This window comes from Paenibacillus sp. SORGH_AS_0306, from assembly GCF_030819345.1.
Lineage (GTDB): Bacteria > Bacillota > Bacilli > Paenibacillales > Paenibacillaceae > Saccharibacillus > Saccharibacillus kyungheensis.
The window spans coordinates 777,574-801,210 of record NZ_JAUTBP010000001.1; the positions used below are offsets into that span (position 1 = coordinate 777,574).

At 40.1% G+C, this 23,637-nt stretch carries 18 protein-coding genes and 2 tRNA genes; 18 read left to right on the forward strand and 2 right to left on the reverse strand.

Annotation, left to right across the window (positions count from 1 at the left end):
- The first annotated feature begins 802 nt into the window (after positions 1-802).
- The 5 genes from ilvB to QE450_RS03350 all read left to right on the forward strand — a co-directional run bounded on the left by ilvB (position 803) and on the right by QE450_RS03350 (position 7,259).
- Entirely contained in the window at positions 803-2,551 is a 1,749-nt protein-coding gene (gene ilvB / locus QE450_RS03330; protein ID WP_307296934.1) for a biosynthetic-type acetolactate synthase large subunit, read from the forward strand.
- Positions 2,548-3,036, forward strand: coding sequence for an acetolactate synthase small subunit (gene ilvN, locus QE450_RS03335; RefSeq protein ID WP_273615417.1), 489 nt, complete (start codon positions 2,548-2,550; stop codon positions 3,034-3,036). Before ilvB ends, ilvN begins: the two co-directional genes overlap by 4 nt.
- A gap of 204 nt (positions 3,037-3,240) precedes the next feature.
- Positions 3,241-4,233, forward strand: a complete 993-nt coding sequence (gene ilvC, locus QE450_RS03340; RefSeq protein ID WP_204825095.1) for a ketol-acid reductoisomerase — start codon at positions 3,241-3,243, stop codon at positions 4,231-4,233.
- A 206-nt stretch (positions 4,234-4,439) separates the two neighbouring features.
- On the forward strand, positions 4,440-5,975 hold the full coding sequence (locus tag QE450_RS03345) for a 2-isopropylmalate synthase (RefSeq protein ID WP_307302574.1): 1,536 nt from the start codon (positions 4,440-4,442) through the stop codon (positions 5,973-5,975).
- Positions 5,976-6,179: 204 nt separating this feature from the next.
- Entirely contained in the window at positions 6,180-7,259 is a 1,080-nt protein-coding gene (locus tag QE450_RS03350; protein ID WP_307296937.1) for a hypothetical protein, read from the forward strand.
- Positions 7,260-7,473: 214 nt separating this feature from the next.
- Here QE450_RS03350 and QE450_RS03355 read toward each other — a convergent pair whose 3' ends face one another.
- Positions 7,474-8,454: an aldo/keto reductase gene (locus QE450_RS03355; RefSeq protein ID WP_204825093.1), complete on the reverse strand. Its 981-nt coding sequence runs from the start codon at positions 8,452-8,454 to the stop codon at positions 7,474-7,476.
- Positions 8,455-8,832: 378 nt separating this feature from the next.
- Between QE450_RS03355 and leuB the strand changes: the two genes are divergently transcribed.
- The 7 genes from leuB to QE450_RS03390 all read left to right on the forward strand — a co-directional run bounded on the left by leuB (position 8,833) and on the right by QE450_RS03390 (position 16,028).
- On the forward strand, positions 8,833-9,927 hold the full coding sequence (gene leuB / locus QE450_RS03360) for a 3-isopropylmalate dehydrogenase (protein WP_307296939.1): 1,095 nt from the start codon (positions 8,833-8,835) through the stop codon (positions 9,925-9,927).
- Positions 9,928-10,191: 264 nt separating this feature from the next.
- Positions 10,192-10,740: a peroxiredoxin gene (locus tag QE450_RS03365; protein WP_273615421.1), complete on the forward strand. Its 549-nt coding sequence runs from the start codon at positions 10,192-10,194 to the stop codon at positions 10,738-10,740.
- Positions 10,741-10,922: 182 nt separating this feature from the next.
- Complete coding sequence (locus QE450_RS03370) at positions 10,923-11,330, forward strand: hypothetical protein (RefSeq protein WP_307296944.1); 408 nt, start codon at positions 10,923-10,925, stop codon at positions 11,328-11,330.
- 128 nt (positions 11,331-11,458) lie between these two features.
- Entirely contained in the window at positions 11,459-12,457 is a 999-nt protein-coding gene (locus tag QE450_RS03375; RefSeq protein WP_307296946.1) for an AAA family ATPase, read from the forward strand.
- Positions 12,458-13,612, forward strand: a complete 1,155-nt coding sequence (locus QE450_RS03380; RefSeq protein ID WP_307296951.1) for a DUF58 domain-containing protein — start codon at positions 12,458-12,460, stop codon at positions 13,610-13,612. It begins immediately after the preceding gene.
- On the forward strand, positions 13,609-14,943 hold the full coding sequence (locus tag QE450_RS03385) for a DUF4129 domain-containing protein (protein WP_307296954.1): 1,335 nt from the start codon (positions 13,609-13,611) through the stop codon (positions 14,941-14,943). The genes QE450_RS03380 and QE450_RS03385 overlap by 4 nt, the downstream gene beginning before the upstream one ends.
- Before the next feature lie 113 nt (positions 14,944-15,056).
- The gene (locus tag QE450_RS03390; RefSeq protein WP_273615425.1) at positions 15,057-16,028 is read left to right on the forward strand and encodes an aldolase catalytic domain-containing protein; all 972 of its coding nucleotides are present in this window, start codon (positions 15,057-15,059) and stop codon (positions 16,026-16,028) included.
- Positions 16,029-16,384: 356 nt separating this feature from the next.
- Here the strand turns inward: QE450_RS03390 and QE450_RS03395 are convergent, their stop codons facing one another.
- The gene (locus QE450_RS03395; RefSeq protein ID WP_301261553.1) at positions 16,385-16,708 is read right to left on the reverse strand and encodes a YbjQ family protein; all 324 of its coding nucleotides are present in this window, start codon (positions 16,706-16,708) and stop codon (positions 16,385-16,387) included.
- A gap of 161 nt (positions 16,709-16,869) precedes the next feature.
- On the opposite strand from QE450_RS03395, the gene QE450_RS03400 reads away from it, so the two are divergent.
- From QE450_RS03400 to pheT, 6 genes are all read left to right on the forward strand, one after another.
- Positions 16,870-16,946: transfer RNA gene (locus QE450_RS03400), tRNA-Pro, on the forward strand.
- A gap of 9 nt (positions 16,947-16,955) precedes the next feature.
- Positions 16,956-17,026: transfer RNA gene (locus tag QE450_RS03405), tRNA-Gly, on the forward strand.
- 552 nt (positions 17,027-17,578) lie between these two features.
- Positions 17,579-18,961, forward strand: coding sequence for an ABC-F family ATP-binding cassette domain-containing protein (locus tag QE450_RS03410; protein WP_307296957.1), 1,383 nt, complete (start codon positions 17,579-17,581; stop codon positions 18,959-18,961).
- Positions 18,945-19,574: an ATP-binding cassette domain-containing protein gene (locus QE450_RS03415; RefSeq protein WP_307296959.1), complete on the forward strand. Its 630-nt coding sequence runs from the start codon at positions 18,945-18,947 to the stop codon at positions 19,572-19,574. The genes QE450_RS03410 and QE450_RS03415 overlap by 17 nt, the downstream gene beginning before the upstream one ends.
- A 483-nt stretch (positions 19,575-20,057) precedes the next feature.
- Complete coding sequence (gene pheS / locus QE450_RS03420) at positions 20,058-21,071, forward strand: phenylalanine--tRNA ligase subunit alpha (RefSeq protein WP_204825672.1); 1,014 nt, start codon at positions 20,058-20,060, stop codon at positions 21,069-21,071.
- 19 nt (positions 21,072-21,090) lie between these two features.
- Positions 21,091-23,532 carry a phenylalanine--tRNA ligase subunit beta gene (gene pheT / locus QE450_RS03425; protein ID WP_307296962.1) on the forward strand — a complete coding sequence of 814 codons (2,442 nt, stop codon included), beginning with the start codon at positions 21,091-21,093 and terminating at the stop codon, positions 23,530-23,532.
- Positions 23,533-23,637: the final 105 nt, after the last annotated feature.

Consider the following 23,637-nt stretch of genomic DNA (forward strand, 5'->3'; position numbering starts at 1 on the left):
CCAATTACTTATTTAGATACATAAAGCAAGTGAGTCAGCATTTTTTCCAACTTTTAGTGCTTGTTAGACAAAGATTTCTTTTATACTATTTATAGATGTTGTGCATAAAGAACAAAATACATACTAAATTACTTGGTATAAATTATCATATAGATTACTGATAAAGCTTGTTTTGATTACTTTTTTTAAGTATGTAACAAATGATGTATTAAAATGGGATTGTAAAGAATGACAAAAAAGAAGTATTGACTCTATCGAAAATGAATCATATAATATTCCTAAATCATTTGAGTCGCTGACAAGCGTAAGCGGCAGTAATCATTGAATACTATGTATCGGCAATGAAGAGGACGAAGTTTTAAGGGCTCTTTTGTCCAGAGAGTGAAGCATTTGGTGTAAGCTTCATCAGAATCCCTTATATACGAGCTCACCTCGGAGCTGTTTTCCTGAAAGGCATGTTTAAGTAGATGTGGATCTTATAGATTTATATCTGACTCCAAATATGATTATTAGGGAAAATCGTAAGGTCTACGTTACAGACAACAAGTAAAGTCTTAATCTACTTTACTTTATGAGGCGTACTTATGCTGTGAAGCTGTGCGCAAATATGGGTGGTACCACGGAAGCTTAGCCTTTCGTCCCTCAATAACAGATTTTTCTGTTTGAGGCGGCGAAAGGCTTTTTTGATGTCTTTCTTCCAGTTATAACAGAAAATCTGTACTGTACATCCTAAGCTGGATCAAGGGATATTGTTCATTTGCCAATGTAAGATTGATGTGAATTTTTGGGAGGAGGATGACTTATGAGTACGAATATACCTAATGTACAATCAACAGATGAATTGCGTGAGAAATGGATGAAACCGGAAGTGATTACAGGTTCGGAAATGTTACTTCGTAGCTTACTACTGGAAGGTGTAGATTGTGTCTTTGGCTATCCGGGTGGAGCAGTATTATATATTTATGATGCAATGCATGGATTTGAAGATTTCAAACATTTGCTAACACGTCATGAACAAGGTGCTATTCATGCAGCAGACGGTTATGCTCGTGCTAGTGGTAAAGTTGGCGTATGTATCGCTACTTCCGGACCAGGAGCAACCAATCTGGTAACAGGAATTGCAACAGCTTATATGGATTCAACACCTCTGGTTGTGATCACTGGTAACGTAGCAACAACATTGATCGGAACAGATGCTTTCCAAGAAGCAGACATTACCGGTATCACAATGCCAATCACCAAGCACAGTTATCTAGTACGTGATGTAGAGGACTTGCCAAGAGTGATTCATGAAGCATTCCATATTGCCAATACAGGTCGTAAAGGTCCGGTATTGATCGATATTCCTAAAGATGTATCAGCAGCAAAAGCATTATTCAAACCACATACAGAACCTGTAGCGATGCGTGGTTACAATCCAACAGTCACACCTAACAGATTACAATTAGATAAATTGCACCAGGCAATCGCTGAAGCAGAGCGTCCATTGATTCTGGCAGGTGGTGGAGTTGTATATTCTGGAGGTCATGAAGAACTATTCAAGTTCGTTACTTCTACAGGTATCCCGATTACAACAACTTTGCTAGGGCTTGGTGGTTTCCCAAGTGGTAACGATCTATGGATCGGTATGCCGGGGATGCATGGAACATATACAGCTAATAATGCGATTCAACAATCAGATCTACTTATCAATATCGGAGCACGATTCGATGATCGGGTAACAGGTAAGCTAGATGGATTCGCACCACATGCCAAAATTGTTCATATCGATATTGATCCTGCTGAAATCGGTAAAAATGTAGCAGTTGATATTCCTATCGTAGGCGATGTAAAAACGGTATTGGAAATGTTAAATGTCAATGTACCTTATGCGGCAAAAGCAGATGAATGGCGGGCTAAAGTAGCAGGTTGGAAACAAGAAAAACCTTTCCGCTATGATGATTCAGATGAAGTATTGAAGCCACAATGGGTGGTAGAAATGCTTAATGATACAACCAACGGAGAAGCGATCGTAACAACAGATGTAGGTCAACATCAAATGTGGTCTGCACAATATTATCGCTTTAACCAACCTCGTTCATGGGTGACTTCAGGTGGACTCGGAACAATGGGCTTTGGTTTCCCTTCAGCTATTGGAGCACAGATGGCAAATCCAGAACGTCTGGTTATTTCGATCAATGGTGATGGCGGGATGCAGATGTGTTCGCAAGAATTAGCGATCTGCGCGATCAATAATATTCCAGTCAAAATTGTTATTTTGAATAATCAGGTATTGGGTATGGTTCGTCAGTGGCAAGAATTGATCTATGATAATCGGTACAGTCATATTGATCTTGCAGGCAGCCCTGATTTTGTAAAATTAGCAGAAGCGTATGGTGTTAAAGGTCTACGTGCTACCAATAAAGAAGAAGCACAAGCCGCTTGGAAAGAAGCAATGGATACACCAGGCCCGGTCGTTGTCGAGTTTGTTGTTAACAAACATGAGAACGTGTATCCAATGGTTACTCAGGGATCTACCATTGATCAAATGTTAATGGGGGATGAAGAATGAATATTACAAAGCATACAATCGCTGTTTTAGTGAATGATCAGCCCGGCGTTCTTCAAAGAGTCTCAGGACTCTTTGGCCGTCGGGGATTCAATATCGAAAGTATCACAGTAGGTCAATCGGAAGAAGTAGGATTGTCACGCATGGTTATTGTGACTACAGGCGGCGAAAAAACGTTAGAACAGATCGAAAAACAGCTATACAAAATCATTGATGTTATCAAAGTTATCGATCTAAGCTCCAAGCCAATGGTTACACGTGAATTAGCATTGATCAAAGTAAAATCAGAGCCGGCTGAACGTCCAGAAATTATGGGAGTTGTAGAAACGTTCCGCGCAGCAGTTGTAGATATCGGCCCTAACAGCCTTATGGTTCAAGTGGTAGGAGATACTCACAAAATTGATGCTATGCTTGAATTGTTGAAGCCTTATGGTATACGTGAACTTTCCCGCACAGGCGCGACAGCGATGATACGCGGTAACGTATAAAAGATTATTGATCAGGCAAGAGCGGGTAATTTGAAAAGATAACTGTATAACTTCCTATGTATATTCAGGTGTAGTTTACAGATGAAATGAGTTTCTTCTATATTATGTTATCTTTTGAAATACCCGCTCTTGTCAGAGGGTTGCGTATTATGACTACCGGTGTATACCGAGAACAAGCTTCATACATTAGAGGAGGAATAAGAAATGGCTATAACAACTTACTATGAAAATGATGCAGAATTGAACGTATTGAAAGGTAAAACAATCGCAATTATCGGTTACGGAAGTCAAGGTCATGCTCATGCACAAAACTTGCGTGATAGCGGATTGTCTGTAGTAATCGGACTTCGTGAAGGTAAATCTTTTGACAAAGCAAAAAATGATGGTTTTGAAGTACTATCTGTAGCAGAAGCAACTAAACGTGCAGACCTTGTACAAATTTTGATGCCTGATGAAACACAAGCAAGTGTATACAAAAGCGATATCGAAGCTAACTTGAAACCTGATGCTGCATTACTATTCGCTCATGGATTCAATGTTCACTTTGGACAAATCGTAGCTCCAGAAGGTAACGATGTGTTGCTTATTGCTCCTAAATCTCCAGGACACATGGTACGTCGTACATATGAAGAAGGATTCGGTGTACCAGGCCTAATCGCGATTCATCAAGATGCTACAGGTTCTGCAAAAGAAATCGGTCTAGCTTATGCTAAAGGTATCGGTTGTACACGTGCAGGTGTTATCGAAACATCATTCCGTGAAGAAACAGAAACTGATTTGTTCGGTGAGCAAGCAGTACTATGTGGTGGTGTAAGTGCGCTAGTTAAAGCTGGATTTGAAACATTGACAGAAGCTGGTTATGCTCCTGAAATGGCATACTTCGAGTGTCTACACGAATTGAAATTGATCGTTGACTTGATGTATGAAGGTGGATTGTCTACAATGCGTGATTCTATCAGTAACACAGCAGAATATGGTGACTATGTAACAGGTCCTCGTATCGTTACTGAAGATACGAAAAAAGCAATGAAAGAAGTATTGTCTGATATCCAACAAGGTAAATTTGCACGTGACTTTATGCTTGAGAACCAATCCGGTCGTGCATTCTTGACAGCGACTCGTCGTAACGAATCCGAGCACCAACTAGAAGTAGTAGGTAAAGAACTTCGCGGTATGATGCACTGGATCAAAAAATAAAAAATTAAACTTATCTATGTTGTCTAAATGAAATAAGCAAAGATAGTTGGATATTAAATTTTCTGCTATCTCTGGGCAGTACAAGCATTATGAAGTGAACCCAAGTATCGTTAAGACCGGTATGTAGTAAGGAATAGGAATATATCAGCCTTACTGCATATCGGTATTTTTTTCAAAAAAACAAGGAGGTGCGATGATGCGCAAAAATTTATATTTTTGATACCACATTGAGAGATGGAGAACAATCGCCGGGAGTGAACTTGAATACTCGCGAGAAAGTAGAGATTGCTTATCAACTCGAAAAATTGGGTGTCGATCGGATAGAAGCTGGATTCCCGGCAGCATCACCTGGAGATTTGGCAGCGGTTAACGCTGTAGCACGCGCAGTCAAAAATGCAAGTATTATCGGTCTGGCGCGAGCTAGAGAACAAGATATCGATGCGGTACGCGAGGCACTGAAAGGTGCGCAAGATCCGTGCCTACATCTGTTCTTGGCGACTTCACCGATTCACCGTCAACATAAGCTTCGGATGGAAAAAGAACAGGTGAAAGATACAGCACGTTCAGCGATTCGTTATGCACGTCAGTATTTTGACAAAGTTGAATTTTCATTAGAAGATGCAGGACGTACTGAATACGACTTTATGGTAGAAATGGTTACTATGGCTGTTGAAGAAGGCGCTTATGTGGTAAATATTCCAGATACAGTCGGCTTTTTGACACCTTATGAGTACGGTAACATTTTCAAACACTTAAAAGAAAATGTACCTAATATTGAAAAAGTACAATTGAGCGCTCACTGTCATGATGATCTAGGTATGGCAACAGCGAATGCGTTGGCTGCAATTTTGAACGGTGCAGATCAGATCGAAGGTACAATTAATGGAATCGGGGAACGTGCAGGGAATACAGCGTTGGAAGAAGTAGCGATGGCATTGGAAACGCGTCAAGATTTCTTTGGTGCCAAAACCAGTCTGACTCTTTCTGAAATTGCTCGTACTAGCCGTCTTGTCAGCAAATTGACAGGTATGGTCGTCCCGGGTAACAAAGCGATTGTTGGAGCTAATGCATTTGCTCATGAATCCGGTATTCACCAAGATGGTATGCTGAAAGAGAAAACGACTTACGAAATCATGAGTCCAGAAACGATTGGATTTAAAGCAACCAAATTAGTAATGGGTAAACACTCGGGTCGTCATGCGTTCCGTGAGCATTTGATCGAATTAGGGTATGACCTGACAGAAGAAGCATTGAATGAAGCTTTTGCTAAATTTAAAATTTTGGCTGATAAGAAAAAAGAAATCTCGGATGATGATTTGTTTGCTTTGTTAGAAGAGCGTCTTGCGGATGCACCCGAGTTGTTCCAATTGGATTCGTTATTTGTTTCCTTTGATAGTGAAGGAGCACCTACAGCGAAGATTCGTTTATCGACTGCGGATGGAGAAGTACGTGAAGAAGAATCTAGCGGTAACGGTTCTGTGGACTCTATCTACAATGCAATCGACAAAGCTTCACAAGAAGAAGTAAAACTAGCGGATTACTCGATTAAAGGGGTAACGCAGGGTAAAGATGCACTGGGTGAAGTACATGTCGCTCTAACGCAAGATGGTATTACAGCGCAAGGTCGCGGGGTAAGTACAGATATTCTAGAAGCGAGTGCTCGTGCGTATGTTGACTCATTAAATCGTCTGGTTGAAAAGCGTAAAACGTATGGTAGACGTGACAATATTTCGATGATCTAAAAAGTTTTTCAAAAAAATAATAATGTAGGTTGTAAATACCTCGTGATTTTTTACTTTATATAATGTAAGACCTTTTAACCACACTGTTGTAAATGACAGTGTGGTTATTTATTTAGTAGAAGTAGAAGTAGAAGTAGAAGTAGAAGTAGAAGTGTAGTCTGTCGTCTAGATCAAAATAATATCAAATCAGAGGAGGAATACAGTATGACCTGTCAAGGTAAAGACTTACCTATCGAAGTAGTAGACACTACCGGAATTGTTCAGTACGATATCGCTTCAGCTACCAAAAGCGGTACCCGGCGCTTAATGGTAAGTGATAATCCAGAAACGTTGAATGAAGCGAATTTCCCTGTACGTCATGGTACATTATGGCATGATGTAGTGCAGACTAATAACAAAACGGTACAACACCGCATTTTTGCATGGCATTATAACGTGCTTAAAGATCCAGTGAAAGTCGGAATTACACTTGAAAATAAAGCTAATCATGGTGCTCTTCGCATTACATCGGTTACTCGTGAATACCGGGTCGGTGGAGATGATGTGAACTGGATTAACGATATTGGTACTTGTATTTCCAGAGCTACATTAGGAGGAACAGCCGATCAACGTACCGCTGAGAATCCATTGATCAAACAGTTACAATCTGGCTTGATCGAGAGCTTTATTGTACCGCCGGGTAAATTGCTTGGATTTATGTATGACTTTACAGTAGAAAGTACAGATAGCGGACAGATCAGTTATGAAGTGCGTACAGTTGCTTCACGTGATACTGCATATGATCTTACTTTGATCAAATCAGCACCGTTGCCACCTGCACCACAGGCTCATCCACGTGGTAGTTGGAACTTTTCTGAGACCAATGCAATCACACCTGTCTATACGGTAGGATCCGCTCGTGTCATTTATCCAACAGCTGCAAAAACGAAAAAAGATGGATCATTACCAGCCGATCAATTATTTACAGCAGCCAATAGTGAACTACCGAGTTCTCTAGATAATCGTGCTCAATTTGGAGCAGTCTACAATGTTACTGTTCCGGTTAATAACCCATCTTCACAAACACGTACGATCAAAATTTCACTGAATCCACGTGGTGGTAGTTATGGTGGAGCTGTTCGCAAAGATGGACAGACGTATGGTGTTCCATTAATGCGTACCAACACACAAGCATGTCCTGTCTATACACTTAATGCGCCACCCGGAAATAGTAAATATACGTTTGCTTTGATGATTGCAGGTGCTTCTTCTACACCGTTAGGTATTCTGGTAGAAACTCTTTAATTATATGAGCGTTAAAAAATAGTAAAGTGATACTAGCAAATGACTAGATAGCAATAAACTAGCAATACTACAGCAAATAATTAGCCACAATCTAGCAAGTAGCTAGCAACAATAAAAAAAGCTCTTCTTTTGTCTTTGCAGACAAGTAGAAGAGCTTTTTCTAATGCTTATTCATGTATAAAAAATAAAATACTTATAGAAGACAGCGTATCGTTTACCAAGCGTAAGCTTTAGGAGCGGCTCCACCTGGACCTGGGAATATTTCATCTAGACGAGTCATTGTAGCTTCATCTAGCTTCACATCGATAATACGTAAAGAGCTTTCAAATTGTTCTGCTGTACGTGGTCCAATAATTGGAGCAGTAACAGCTGGATTAGCAAGTACCCATGCCAGAGCAACCACATCTTGAGGTTCACCGAGTTCATTACACAATTCAGCATATTGTTCTAGCTGTTCTTTATGTTGATCTACTCGATTGGCATCGCCACCACTGCGTGAACCTTCGATTTTTTTGAGTGCATTACGTCCAAGCAATCCACCATCAAGTGGACTCCACGGAATAACACCCAATCCAAGCGCATGAGCAGCCGGAAGAACTTCCAATTCAGGTTGACGACACAATAAGCTATATTTGTGCTGTTCTGAAATCAAACCTAAGAAATTACGGTTTTCAGCCGCTTTTTGAGCGATAGCGATATGCCATGCAGCAAAGTTACTTGAACCGACATAACCGATTTTACCTTGTTGAACAGCGACTTCAAATGCACCCCATAATTCATCCCAACTTACATTCGTATCAATATGGTGCATTTGATACAATTCCACATGATCTGTTTGTAAGCGTTTGAGAGAACCTTCAAGGTGACGACGAATTTTGTAAGCAGATAATCCACCATCGCTATTTGGGCCATCCAAATCTTTATGCATCGTTCCATATACTTTAGTTGCGAGCACAACTTTTTCACGACGGTTACCACCTTGTTTGAACCAACGTCCGATAATCTCTTCAGTTGTTCCAACACCTACTTTAAATCCGTATACATTCGCAGTATCAAAAAAGTTGATGCCTGCATCAAGAGCAGCGTCCATAATTCGGAATGATTCTTTCTCATCTGTAACAGGTCCAAAATTCATGGTGCCCAGACAAATACGGCTGACCTTTAACCCTGACTTACCAAGATATGAATAATCCATAATATGCACTCCTCTGTTTTTAAAATATTGAATGTCGTGTTGAACAGCACTCCGTAACTATTTTAGACCTTGTACCTGTGAACAGCAAATTTCTTTATCCATAATTTGGCACAAACTCCTATGTTGCTATAACATATAAGAATACGGAAGTGGGAATGAGAAAAGTTATAGCTTGAAATAACATATTATTTTAAGCAAAAAACCATTTCTATTCTATACAAAATACAATTACAATTGCTCAATCTTATTTATGAAAAGAAGCTTATAGGATTTGCCTATGAAGGTCATAGTTTGTATATCTTGGCTAAGACCTGACATGTATGATAAAACTGTGTATAGGTGAAATGAACGAACTTAACATAAAAGGAGACTTCTAATATGACAGACGTAAAAAAAATTGCAGTAATTGCTGGTGACGGTATCGGACCAGAAGTTGTAGCAGAAGCAGAAAAAGTATTGAAAAAAGCAGAAGAATTATACGGTTATTCTTTTGAAACGGAACATGCGCTATTTGGCGGAATTGCTATAGACGAAAAAGGAACACCGCTTCCTCAAGAAACGTTAGATGTCTGTAAAAGCGCAGATGCTGTATTGCTTGGAGCTGTAGGTGGCCCGAAATGGGATAACAACTCTAAAGAATTACGTCCAGAAACAGGTCTACTTGGGATTCGCAAAGCATTAGGGTTATTTTCTAACTTGCGTCCAGCAGTTGTATTCGATTGCTTGAAAGAAGCATCTACATTGAAGCCAGAAGTATTAGAAGGTACAGACTTAATGGTAGTACGTGAATTAACAGGCGGTATTTATTTCGGTGAAAAATTAAGAAGACAAGGTGAACATGGGGAAGAAGCGGTAGATACTTGTGTATACAATGTGACTGAGATCGAGCGCATTACTCGTCAAGCTTTTGAAATTGCTCAAAAGCGTCGTAAAAAATTAGCTTCTGTAGATAAAGCGAATGTACTGGAAACGTCTCGTCTATGGCGTGAAACGGTAAATCGGATCGCTCCTGATTATCCAGATGTAGAACTAGAGCATGTATTGGTGGATAACTGTGCGATGCAATTGCTTCGTCGTCCATCTAGCTTTGATGTGATCGTTACTGAAAATATGTTTGGCGATATTCTTAGTGATGAAGCAGCGATGTTAACAGGATCGATCGGGATGTTAGCATCTGCTTCTATGGGAGACAGTACCGATGCAGGAAGCTTCGGATTGTATGAGCCAGTACACGGTTCAGCTCCTGATATTGCAGGACAAGGATTGGCAAATCCAATAGCAACTATTTTGTCGGTAGCGTTAATGTTCCGTCTAACATTCAATTATGCAGACGCAGCCGATGCGATTGAAGCCGCTGTTGCTAAAGTATTAGATGAAGGTCACCGTACAGCTGATATTGCTATAGATAAGAGTCAGGCATTATCGACTTCACAAATGGGTGATTTGATCGTAGCAGCGATGCAAAAAGCATAATCCATTCATTTCACATTTTGGAGATCGTTTATCGTTTGTATATGTGATCAAAATGTGACATTAGCTCTCTTTGCTAGAGCCAGCAGACATTAAATTGTACTGAAAAATCCTTATTTAGAATTATTATAATAAAGTATCTCTTCTAATCTTGACTTTGATTTGGGTCGATGATAACATTCTTGTCATAGCGTTTAGAGTTATCATACAGATAGGAAAGAAAAGTGTTTATTAACTTTTCTTATATAAAAGGAGGAATACTGGATTATGGCAGATCGTTTGGTAGGTAAACAAGCACCAGATTTTAACATGGAGACCGTTTCTGGTGACGGTAAAGATTTTGGACGCGTTCAATTGTCCGATTACAAAGGTAAATGGTTGGTATTTTTCTTCTATCCACTAGATTTCACTTTTGTATGCCCTACAGAAATTACTGCACTTAGTGATGCAGCTGAAGAATTCAAAGCATTGGATACTGAAATTGTTGGTGTAAGTACTGACTCTATTCACAGTCACAAAGCTTGGATTAACACTGCTCCAGAAAACAATGGTCTAGGTCAATTGAACTTCCCATTGGCTTCCGATATTACGAAAAAAGTTGCTTCTGATTATGGCGTATTGATCGAAGAAGAAGGCGTAGCTCTTCGCGGTCTATTCATCATCGATCCAGAAGGCGAATTGAAATATGAAGTGGTTAACCACAACGATGTAGGTCGTAGCGTAGAAGAAACTCTTCGCGTATTGCAAGCTCTACAATCTGGTGGATTGTGCCCAATGAACTGGAAACCAGGACAAAAAACATTAGTTACTTCTTAATATAAGAAAAAGTAATCTATTTTGCCCCTTCATTCGTATATTCTACGAATGGGGGGGTTTTGTCTTCTCCCAAAAAAGTGTAGAATGGACACAAGCTGGTTAATAATCATTCACAATCAATTATTTTGATGATATTGGGGTAAGGTTGAAAATCATAGAATAATGTATGGAGGGTGAGCAACATGAGCTTTTGCTGTGGCGGCGGCAGTATGATAGGTACGAAAGGGACTTTAAAACATTTTCGAACCCAGGTTCATAATGTTCCCCTACTCGTATGTCCTGTATGTGAACGGGTTGAAGTTCACTACAAAGTAGAAAGTGAGTATGAGATTTTGGCTGAGTATGCGCATGGCGATGGCACACCTGAGATTGATTTTCAGGATTATGTGATGGAAGATGAAGCAACCATGTTCGAGAATTGCGTGAATATGGAAGAAGATGATCCAATGACCATGGTGCAAAGTCAGATCGATATGGGTCTAGACCTGCTCGCTGTAGCCAAAAAAATCAATGATGAGAAATGGGAACGTGATCTGAAAAGACGCCTTGCTGTTATGAGTCTACGTCGCTCTCGTCTTCAACACAAGTAAGCTTATACATTACGAACAATTGAATATATAAAAAAGGAGAAGCTCTATATTATGCTTCTCCTTTTTTGCATTTCATCCAAATCACTGTATGATAAAACTAGATAGGTACAGAAAGGAAGATCTAAATAATGGATACATATACAGTTAAGACACTAGCTGATCGCCTTCAGCAACAAGTAGGACAAGTTATCGTAGGTAAAGATCATGAGATTCAACTACTACTAACAGCTTTATTTGCTTCTGGACATGTATTAATGGAAGATGTGCCGGGTACCGGTAAGACCATGCTTGCCAAAACGTTAGCAGCAGCGATGAGTTGTCATTTTCAGCGCATCCAATTTACACCGGATTTATTACCTTCTGACCTTACTGGAATTCATTTTTTCAATCAAAAAGAAAGCGAATTCACATTTCGAGCAGGGCCTTTATTTGCTAATATCGTACTTGCAGATGAGATCAATCGTGCAACCCCACGTACTCAATCCAGTCTGCTGGAATGTATGGAAGAACAGCAGATCAGTGTAGATGGAGAGACGATGAAATTAGACAATCCATTTATGGTGATCGCTACGCAAAATCCTGTAGATAATCAGGGAACTTTTCCATTACCGGAAGCTCAGATGGATCGATTTATGTTAAAAATGTCGATGGGTTATCCTTCCTCAGAAGAAGGAATTGAGATTTTACGCAGAACATCGTTACCTTCACAAGCAAGTAAAGAAACAACTACAGATTCTAATTCAAGTTCTGTTTTTGAACAAGTAACTCGTGAACAAATTATTGAAGCAAGACAGCTATGTCAGGCAGTTACTATTCATGAGGATCTATTAGGCTATATTGTTCGTCTTGCAGAAGCTACACGTGGACACGAAGAGATTGCTCTAGGTGCAAGCCCGCGAGCCACACAAGCCTTACTACGAGCTGCTCAAGCGTATGCAGCTATTCAAGGGAGAGATTATGTATTACCCGATGATATTCAGACGATGGCATCTCCGGTATTAGCCCATCGGTTGGTATTTAAAAATCGACATCACAATGATAAACATAAAGCTCATCTATTGATCCAATCTATTCTCGATACTGAACAGGTTCCTACTGAAGCCAATCTGGAAAGTAGAGTGAAGTAAATGGAGTTTTTCTGGCTACTTCTGATTGCTGGAGTCGTTGTTTTACTTCAAGCTCTAGTGTTAGGCAGACGATCTCTTCGACAGATCGATTATGAGCGCAAATTGTCCCGAACTTACTGTCATGTGGGCGAAGATATTGAAATGATCGAGATTATTCAAAATAAGCGCCGTATTCCTGTACCCTGGCTACGATTAGAGTCTATTTTACCAGCAGGCTTTCAATTCGGTCATCAAGCAGAGACAGCGATCAGCGAAGGCACACTGTATCAGAATCATACCAGTCTATTTAGTTTGTCTGCGCTTACACGTATTACTCGCAGGCATCAGATTACTTGTCGACAACGTGGTGTTTTCCATATGGATAGCGCTTTGATGAGTGCAGGGGATGTATTTGGATTGACGCGTGCGAATCGTCCGCTTCGGATTGAATCTACGATGACTGTCTATCCGGCATATACAGCGATAGATGAGATGCCAGAAGCATATCGAAGCTGGCAAGGTGAAGTAGAAGTTAGACGCTGGACGAATGAAGATCCTTTTTTGATTACAGGAGTGCGAGAATACGGCTCGGGTGATCCGATGAATCAGATTCACTGGAAAGCGACAGCACGCACAGGTCAATTACAAGTGTATCGTCAGGGATATAGTGCTGATCCAGACGTAATGATTCTTCTGAATATTGAAATTAGTGAACAGATGTGGAGAGTGGTCACCGAACCGATAGTAGCAGAGTGTGGTCTTAGTTATTGTGCAACGATCGCAGCAGATCTAATCGGTAAAGGGATGAAAGCAGGATTTGGACATAATGCGATTATTGCAACAGAAGATGAACAAGATGCTCGCATTTTACCCGCTTACGGAAGTGAACAATTATCAGCATTACTACAATGTATGGCAGAAGTTCAATTAAAAAGTAGATTGCCTTTTCATGAATTTTTACAATCTTTTGTTCCGCAACATGGACAGAGTAATAACATGGATATTTTGATCGTTACTCCGCATGTATCGGAACCGATCAAGCAAGCTATCACGACATTAGAACAGTCTGGCTCTACTGTGAGCATTTTGCATGTGCCTGGTATAGAGCAGTTGAAGAAATCTAACCACTATCAGACTATGCAAGATCACCAACCTCGTAAGAAGGTGAGCGTATGACAACCAAAAGTCGTTCAACGATAACAAGCTATTCAATCTTTAGTCACTGGCAACCGCTTGCCTATATGCTGGCAGAAGTCGCCGCCTGTTATCCGATTATAGTTCTGTTAGATGCGTATCTATTTCATACAGATCAGCCTGTACTATGGGCATTGTGGCTATTATGTGCAGGTGGTCTGGGAATTACATTACGTATCGCCAGTAGACCTTCTTCTGGAAAATGGAAAATCATCAGTTGGTCTATAGTATGGATAGTTGTAGGATCTATTATACTTTGGACAATGACACAACAGGTGGGCTTATCATCGATCTGGATAGCCAGTATATGTATGTTAGTTGTTGGATTATTTCGCGGTAATATGCTAGTAATGGGTGATTGGGATCAACTATTTCCGTTAACATTGCAATTGGTTTTACTGATTGTAGCATGGATTTTCTATGTGATTACAGGTTCAGAAGGTGATCTGTCATCTACTCATTTTTCAATTTATGTAGCAGGTATGATTCATTTATTTGCGATTCTTATGCGGTGTGGTTCCCGTCAGATAAGCTATTCTGTCTGGGAAGATGGATTTCCTCTAGCTGCTCTTCAATTGGTTATTCGTCGGAGTCGGCGTTGGACATGGATTCTGATTGGATTGATTGCGATTATCGGCGGTAGTACACAATTGTCGGTGATATTGAGCTGGTTGTGGCAGAAAATACTGTCTCTTTTCCAAAATAATGAACCTACTGTGCCTAATCAAATGATTGAACCTATGACACCGCCCCCATTGCTACCACCAATGGATTTACCAAAGCAAAGCCCTTCTATTTTGAATCCGGAGTGGATTGAGCGAATCGCTCAGATCATTATGATTGCTGCTCTAGCTGCTTTTGTAATAGGTGTAGGGCTGTTTCTATACCGTCTACTTCGCAAATATGGTCCACCACTCTGGCGCTGGTTATTACGTATTCTAGGGATCGAAAGTGATATTGTAGTACCTATACAAGAGCCATCTTCAGGATATATCGATCAAACCGAAAAGATTCGTCCCACATCTGTATCTATAGGAATGAATTTTAAAAAGAAAATGCCGGATGATCCTGCTGAACGTGTGCGTTATCATTATGAACGATTGATTCAGCGAGGAATAAAGCGTGGTCTAGATCAGCATAAGGGCGATACACCGAATACACTTGGACGCAAAATGATTGATTTAAATCCAAAGGAATCGTCAACCTATTCGGAACAACGTATCTCGATATTGATACACTGGTACAATCAGATTCGGTATGGTGCCAAGTCTGTGGATGCTGAAGAACTGAAAGGTTGGGAGAAAAAAGATTGAATATTTCATGAATTTATTCATGTGAAGCTTTAAAGCGTGTTAGAAAATTCTTTACTTTTAAAGGATGCTTACAGTATCATGGAGAGAATGAAACGGCTGAAAGGAGATTAACAATGAAACTTAATCCAAGCAAAATTGTAGACTGTACGATTCGTGATGGAGGTCTAGTGAACAACTGGGATTTCAGCGTAGAATTTGTACAAGATTTGTATAAAAGTTTGAACGAAGCAGGTATAGAATACATGGAGATCGGTTACAAAAACTCTCCAAAATTACTTAAAGGTGCAGAAGCAGCAGGTCCTTGGCGCTTTCTAGATGACGATTTCTTGCGTACAGTTATTCCTCAAAAAGGAACAACTAAGTTGTCTGCGCTTGTAGATATCGGTCGTGTTGCGGAAGAAGATATTTTGCCACGTGAAGAAAGTATGTTAGACCTGATTCGTGTAGCTTGTTATATCAAAGATGTAGACAAAGCGCTTCAATTGGTACAAACGTTCCATGATCGTGGATATGAGACAACGATCAATATTATGGCATTGTCTAACGTAATGGAAAATGAACTACTAGAAGCTTTTGAATTGATCAACGATAGTGTTGTTGATGTTGTCTATATCGTAGATAGCTATGGTAGTCTAGATTATAAAGACATGATTTATTTGGTTGATAAATTCAAAACTAACTTGCCTAATAAACGTCTGGGTGTACATACCCATAACAATATGCAAATGGCATTCTCGAATACGCTTGTAGCAGCAGAGCATGGTGTCGAATTATTAGATGCTTCTGTATACGGTATGGGTCGCGCGGCAGGTAACTGTCCGACTGAATTGCTAGTGACTCATTTAAAAAATACCAAGTACACATTGCGTCCAGTCTTAGAAATGATCGACAAGCATATGATTGCTTTGCGTGAAAAAGAAGAGTGGGGTTATATCATTCCTTATATGATCACAGGATCATTGGATGAACATCCACGTTCTGCGATGGCACTTCGTGCTTCAGACGACAAAGATAATTCGGTTGAGTTCTACGATAAGTTGACGACTCCAGAAGTGAGCTTCGATTCTTCTAAAGGAAATAAATAGAATTAGCTAAAAAAGCATACTGAATAAACCAAAAGAGCAACTTCCAGTCATTAAGGAAGGTTGCTCTTTTGGTTTATCGTGTTCTAAGTAAAGATCATTTTAAGATTGAGAATACTCTTCCACATACGAACGTGTACCTGTCTGTTCATGATAGTAGACTCGATATGTTTTGCCATCCGCAGGATCGACAAAGACCTCAGGGGTAGGATAGGAATGCTTGAGAATATCATTTTGTTGTTGAGAAGATCGTTATTTTCCTTTGTATCGCTTATCAAAAAAGTACCAGCTTATTAAAAGTAAAGCTAGAAAACCAGCGATTTGTAATACGAAATAGATAGCACCCATATTAAAAAAACTCATGTGATCGGTTCAATGGTAACAACTGTACCATAAGCAACAATTTCGCTCATGCTATTACCGATATCTCCGCTATCAAATCGCATCATTACTACTGCATTACCACCCATTGTATGTGCACTTTCAACCATTCGATCTAAAGCCTGACGGCGACCATCTTCAATCATTTGAGTATATTGCTTGACTTCACCACCGACTAATCCTTTAAAAGAAGCCATAATATCGCCACCTATTCCGCGTGCACGTACAACGACACCAAAAGTTGAGCCTAGCACATTAGTTACTCGATAACCTGGAATATGTTCAGTCGTTACGATAATCATTTGTATCACTCCTGTCTGATTGATAAAGCGTATATTATACTTTTTATATACGTAACGCTATTCAAAATGATACATAAATAAAAGAAGTTGCAAGATAAAAATGAATATGATATATTATATCTTGTCGTTAAGAAAGCCTAATGACTTTCCAAACGTGACCTCGGGATGTAGCTCAGCTTGGTAGAGCACCTGGTTTGGGACCAGGGGGTCGCATGTTCAAATCGTGTCATCCCGACCATCCATTTATGCGGGTGTAGTTCAATGGTAGAACTTCAGCCTTCCAAGCTGATAGCGTGGGTTCGATTCCCATCACCCGCTTACTGAAATATTAAGAGAAAGTCTTTGCGAAAGCAAAGGCTTTTTTTGTTGTATTTATCTTTTTGTAATGCCTGTATACGAATATAAATGAGTATGAGTAGCACAATAAGATTTGGTTTTTTGTGAAAGCTCTGTTATACTGTCGTTGTCAGCGGTAATTATATACGTTATGCTTTTCAAGCTGACCATTCTGAAGAAATGAGAGGGTCCTATTGTCCAATGAAGTAAACATACGAATGTCCCTACGAACTGCACATGATGAAGCAGGCAGACAGCTCAAGCGGCTGATGCAAACGGGAGACGTATGTCCATGGATAGCAATAGGAAACTGTGATCATAACAGTTCAGGATGAAGAAAATGGTTTTACTTTTGTGATTAATGATGTCTTAGGCGACAAATAGACACGACCAATCGTAAAGTAGAAGCACTGTATACTTATATCCTTTTGCTTATTTTACATATGGATAATGAACGATCTGACGTTAGCATTAATCACCGCGAGAGCATCTGCTCTGGCGGTTTTTTTATGATTTCAGAGAGGATGATGTTCAATGACAACCATCGTAAAAGTAAGCAATCTAGCAAAAGACTGGAACGGTCAACGAATTTTCGAACAAGTGAATCTACAGATAGAAGCAGGAGAACGTCTCGCCTTGATCGGTGAGAATGGAAGTGGCAAAAGTACATTGATTCAACTGCTAATGAATGATACGGAATCTACAGAAGGCAAAATCGAACGCTTTTTACCACTGGAGCAATGGGATTGGATGAGACAGCAAGATGATATTGAGCATATTCATCAAGGCTGGACAACGTTAGAAATAGCGAGACAAGGTAAGCCAGAATTGTGGAACTTACGCCAACAATTAGATGAATTAGAGCAACAACTCCAGAATATTTCAGTGGAACAACAAAGCGATCATTACAACGAGGTTTTGGAACAATATGGCAGTACGTTAGAACAATATGAAAAGCAAGATGGATTTCTATGGGAAATTGAAGTGGAAAAGCAATTGACTACGATAGGCATTACATCTGAGTTATGGAATGTACCTTATACACAGTTAAGCGGAGGTCAGAAAACAAGAGTTCGTCTAGCATCTGTCTTAACACGTGAAACGCAATTACTGATCTTAGACGAACCTACCAATCATCTCGATACAGAGACTATGGAATGGTTAGAAAAGCGATTGCAACAATACACAGGTACTTTGTTATTTGTCTCACATGATCGTGAATTTGTAGATCGGATGGCGACGTCTGTATGTGAATTGACACAGACAGGAATGACCAAGTATAAAGGTGGATACCGCGATTATCGAGAACACAAACAGCGTGAATTACGAGCGCAAGAATCGCTTTACAAAAAGCAAGAACAGCAGCGCAAAGCGCTAGAAGAATCGATTCGCAATTATCAGCAATGGTTCGAACAAGCGCATCGGGCAGCCGGTAAGCAAAATGAAGTGAAAATTACTAAAAGCTTTTATAGAGATAAAGCGAACAAAAATATTTCACGCTATCATGCCAAAGAAAAAGCGCTGGAACGTTTAGATTCAGAAAGCGTTCAAAAACCACGTGATGCTGATAAAATGAATTTTGAACTAGAAGCGAGTGAGTTTAAAGGGCATACCTTAATTCGGTTAGATGATGTAAGTTTTGCGTATGATGCTGATCTAGAGCCAGTAGAACAACAACATCAGAATATAGAGCATGAAGATAAAGCTTTGATTCAACATCTTGATATGAATGTACAACGTGGCGATCGTATTGCGATTACAGGGCCAAATGGGTCAGGCAAAACGACACTGATCAAGTTATTACTCGGACAGCTTCAACCGTCCAGTGGTGAATTATGGCATCATCCAGCACTGAATATAGGCTACTTTTCACAGGAACTCGAAGGATTGCCGTTAGAAAATGACCTTACTGGATAGTCTGCTTGTGTTGCCTTCTATGACACGCACCGAAGCGCAAACGATCTTAGGTTGTTTTTTGTTCCGTGGCGAAGAAGTGTATAAGCAGATTGGACATCTAAGTATGGGAGAGCAGTGTAGGGTCGCATTAATACGATTATATTTTGGCGGTGCAAATGTGTTGATTCTCGATGAACCGACCAACTATCTAGATATCGCTGCACAAGAAGTGATCGAGTCAGCGTTACAACAATACTCAGGAACGATTATTTTGGTCTCTCATGATCGGATGTTAGTACGGCGATTAGCGACTCGATTGTTACAGTTAGAACATAATCATCATTATCAATGGTTTGAAGGAACTGTAGAAGAATATGAAGCAGCCAAAGCACATCAGCAACAAGAAGCTATGGCAGGTGGAGTAGAAGGTTATCAACAACGTATGATGCTAGAATTGCGTCTATCTCAATTGTTAGCTGGGCTTGCAGATCAGAAGCAATCTCATTCGTCTTCTCGATCCCATGAACATCTTCCCAAATCGACACAATCTATTGAAGATTTAGCTAATGATCCTGTCTGGCAAGAAATTCAATCGTTACGCAAAGAGTTAGCATCGTACTCGTCTCATTCGTAAATCAAATAGAATATTCTTTTTTGTATAACAATCGTTGACGGGAAGGCTGGTTGTTTGTAAAATAGTGAGTATCTATTTTCACTATGACATCTGCAACGAAAGAGAAGAGTAAACAGTACTGTCGTACAGGGAGAAAATGCCATTAGATTGAGAGCATTTTTACAGAAGCAGGCTGTTGAAGTTCACTCTGGAGCAGCGTTCTGAAATATAAGTTAGTGGCGTAAGCAAGCTGATTTGTAGATTAGGAATAGCCGGTGTAACGATCCGTTATCGTCGTTTCGAGCGAGAAGCTTATAATCTACATGTGATTGAGATAGAGGAGACTCTATGTTGAGATACAGATTATAAATTTCTAACAAGGGTGGTACCACGGTCTTTTCGTCCCTTAAGGGGAGAGAAGGCCTTTTTTTGTTGTTTTGATAAAGTTCACACACTGCGGGATAGGAAGAAAGGGGCTTAACAACGATGAGCGAAATCGTCCAAATGCAAGAACATTTGCTTGCTTTGAAATCAGAAGCACTGGAAGTATTAGAAAAAGTAGCCACACCGAAAGAGCTAGCTGATCTACGTGTTAAATACTCTGGTAAAAAAGGAGCTTTAACTGAAGTATTGCGTGGTATGGGTAAGCTTAGCGCTGAAGAACGTCCGGTTGTTGGTCAAGTAGCCAATGAAGTGCGTGAAGCGATTGAAGAAGTTATTAATCGCAAGCAAGAAGAATTTGTACGTGCTGAGACGAATGAACGTCTAGCAGCTGAAAAAATCGATGTAACATTGCCAGGTCGTGGATTGCCACAAGGTGGTATTCATCCGATCAACAAAGTAATCGAACAAATGGAAGATATTTTCTTAGGTATGGGATACAGCGTAGCAGAAGGCCCTCAAGCTGAAAGTGATCATTATAACTTTGAAGCATTGAATTTGCCTAAAAATCACCCTGCTCGTGATATGCAAGATTCGTTCTATCTCACAGAAGATTTGCTGATGCGTACGCATACTTCTCCTGTACAGATTCGTGCGATGGAAGCAGCAAAAGGAAAAGCTCCTTTGAAAGTTATTTGTCCGGGTGCTGTATACCGTCGTGATGATGACGATGCGACTCACTCTTTCCAATTTTTCCAAATCGAAGGATTAGTGATCGATAAAGGAATTCGTATGAGTGATTTGAAAGGAACATTGCTTCAATTTGCGCGTGAAATGTTTGGTGAATCGACAGAGATTCGTTTGCGTCCAAGCTTTTTCCCTTTCACAGAGCCTAGCGTAGAAGTAGACGTTACGTTTGTGAAAAAGAACGGTGAGCGTATCTGGATCGAAGTATTAGGTTGCGGTATGGTTCATCCTAAAGTGTTAGAAATGGGCGGTTTCGACCCTGAAGTATATAGTGGATTTGCATTCGGTATCGGCGTAGAACGGATAGCGATTTTGAAATACGGTATTGATGATATTCGTCATTTCTACAGCAATGATATGCGTTTCCTCAAACAATTCTCACGTATCTAATATAAAGGAGTGAATAGCAGTGAAAGTATCTACACAATGGCTGTCTCAATATGTTTCTTTGGATCAAGTCACTCCAGAAGAACTAGCTGAGCGCATTACACGTTCAGGAATCGAAATCGACAGCGTCGAATATCGTAATCAAGGGATTACCAATGTTGTTGTTGGTTATGTGAAAAGCAAAGAAAAACATCCTGATGCAGACAAATTAAATGTATGTGTGATTGATGCCGGACAAGGTGAAGACTTACAGATCGTATGTGGTGCTAAAAATATCGATGCCGGGCAAAAAGTTTCTGTAGCACTTGTTGGTGCCAAATTACCAGGCGGTATGGATATTAAAAAAGCCAAATTACGTGGCGTATTATCTCAAGGAATGATCTGTTCTGCGAAAGAACTAGGCATTAACGATAAATTGTTACCTAAAGATCAACAAGAAGGTATTTTGGTGTTACCTGAAAACACAGAAATCGGTACACCGATTGTACAATTGCTTGGCTTAGACGATGCAATTTTAGATTTCGATCTGACTCCAAACCGTTCAGATTGCTTGAGTATGTTAGGAGCGGCTTATGAAGTTGGTGCTATTTTAGGTCGTGATGTGACATTGCCTGAACTGAATTTTGTTGAAGCTGGAGATGCAGCAGCAGATCATATTTCCGTGAATATTGAAGCAACTGAACAATGTAGTCACTTTTCTGCTCGTTATATTAGCGGGATTACAGTAGGTACTTCTCCATTATGGTTGCAAAATCGTCTGATTGCAGCAGGTATTCGTCCGATCAGTAATATTGTAGATATTACCAACTTTGTAATGTTGGAATACGGACAACCACTTCATGCTTATGATGCTGACAAATTAAATCAAGGTGCTATCGAAGTGCGTATGGCACGTGAAGGTGAAGTACTTACTACACTAGACGATCAAGAACGCAAGTTAGACGATCGTATGTTGCTGATTACAAGCGGTGGACAACCTGTAGGTCTTGCTGGCGTTATGGGTGGTGCTGAGACGGAAGTCACTGCATCTACTGTTAACATTTTATTAGAATCTGCCAAGTTCGATGGTGGAACGATTCGCAAAACATCACGTCGTTTAGGGCTTCGTTCAGAAGCAAGTCAACGTTTTGAAAAAGAAGTTGATCCTTCTGCTGTGGTGCCTGCGCTAAATCGTGCGGCTGAATTGATCGTTCGTTATGCTCATGGATTAATTCATGAAGGTATCGTAGAAGAAGTGGTACAAGTCGCAGAAGAGAAAACATTACAATTGTCTTTAAGTAAATTAAATCGTTATTTAGGTACAGAGTTGTCTTTACTTGAAATCAAAACGATATTTGCTCGTTTGCAATTCCCTTGCGGTGATGTAGCACAAGATTTATTAGAAGTTCGTGTTCCTACTCGTCGTGGTGATATTGTACGCGATGTTGATTTGATCGAAGAAGTGGCTCGTCTATATGGATATGATAATATCCCTACGACTTCTATTGAAGGTACAACAACACCAGGAGCATTAACCAAATCTCAACGCTTGCGTCGTACGATTCGTCATTTGCTAACGCATGGTGGATATCAAGAAGCAATTACGTATTCATTTACTCATCCAGCGAAAAATGATCTGTTCCCGCAATTGCGTGGAGAACAGCAACAAGTTGCACTAGCGATGCCAATGAGTGAAGATCGTAGTGTATTACGTAGCACATTGATTCCGCAATTGTTAGAGACAGCTTCATTTAACCGTAATCGTAAACAAGAAAATCTAGCTTTATTCGAAATCGGTAGTGCATTCTTCAGCTCTGAGCAAGAATTGACTCGTCAACCGACAGAGGTTCCTTTACTTGGACTATTGCTTACAGGCAGACGTCAACAAGCGCAATGGAATACAGGCAATGAGCGTGTCGATTTCTTCGATCTCAAAGGCGCTTTAGAAAGCTTGCTACAATATCTAGGATTGCAATCGTTGATCACATACAAAGCAGATCAACCACAAGGATTCCATCCAGGACGTTCTGCATCTGTATACTTGCAAGTAGGCAGTCAGCAACAATGGATCGGTGTAATCGGACAGATTCATCCTGATATTCAACGTGAGTCTGATCTTGAAGATACGTATGTAGCAGAGATTCAATTGGCTCCATTATATGAAGAAGCTGATGAGAAAATCGTATACAGCGAATTGCCACGTTACCCTTCTGTACAACGCGATATCGCTGTTGTGATCAACGAAGACGTAGCGGCAGGAGAATTATTAGCTTCTATTCGCCTGACAGCGAAAGAATTGTTAGAAACCGTACAAGTATTTGACGTATACACAGGTGAACGTGTAGGCGAAGGCAAGAAGAGTGTAGCGATAGCTATCGTATATCGTCATGCAGAACATACGTTAAAAGATGAAGAAGTAACCACTGTGCATGATCAAGTCTTAACGGTATTGTCTGAACAATTTGGTGCAGAACTGCGTAAGTAATCATTTTGTCCAATCTTTATACTGCGTAGATTCCCTATCCAAATGACTCGGAAATAAAGAATCATGTTTGTTAGGGATGATAGCAGGAATTGACAAGAGTCGCAT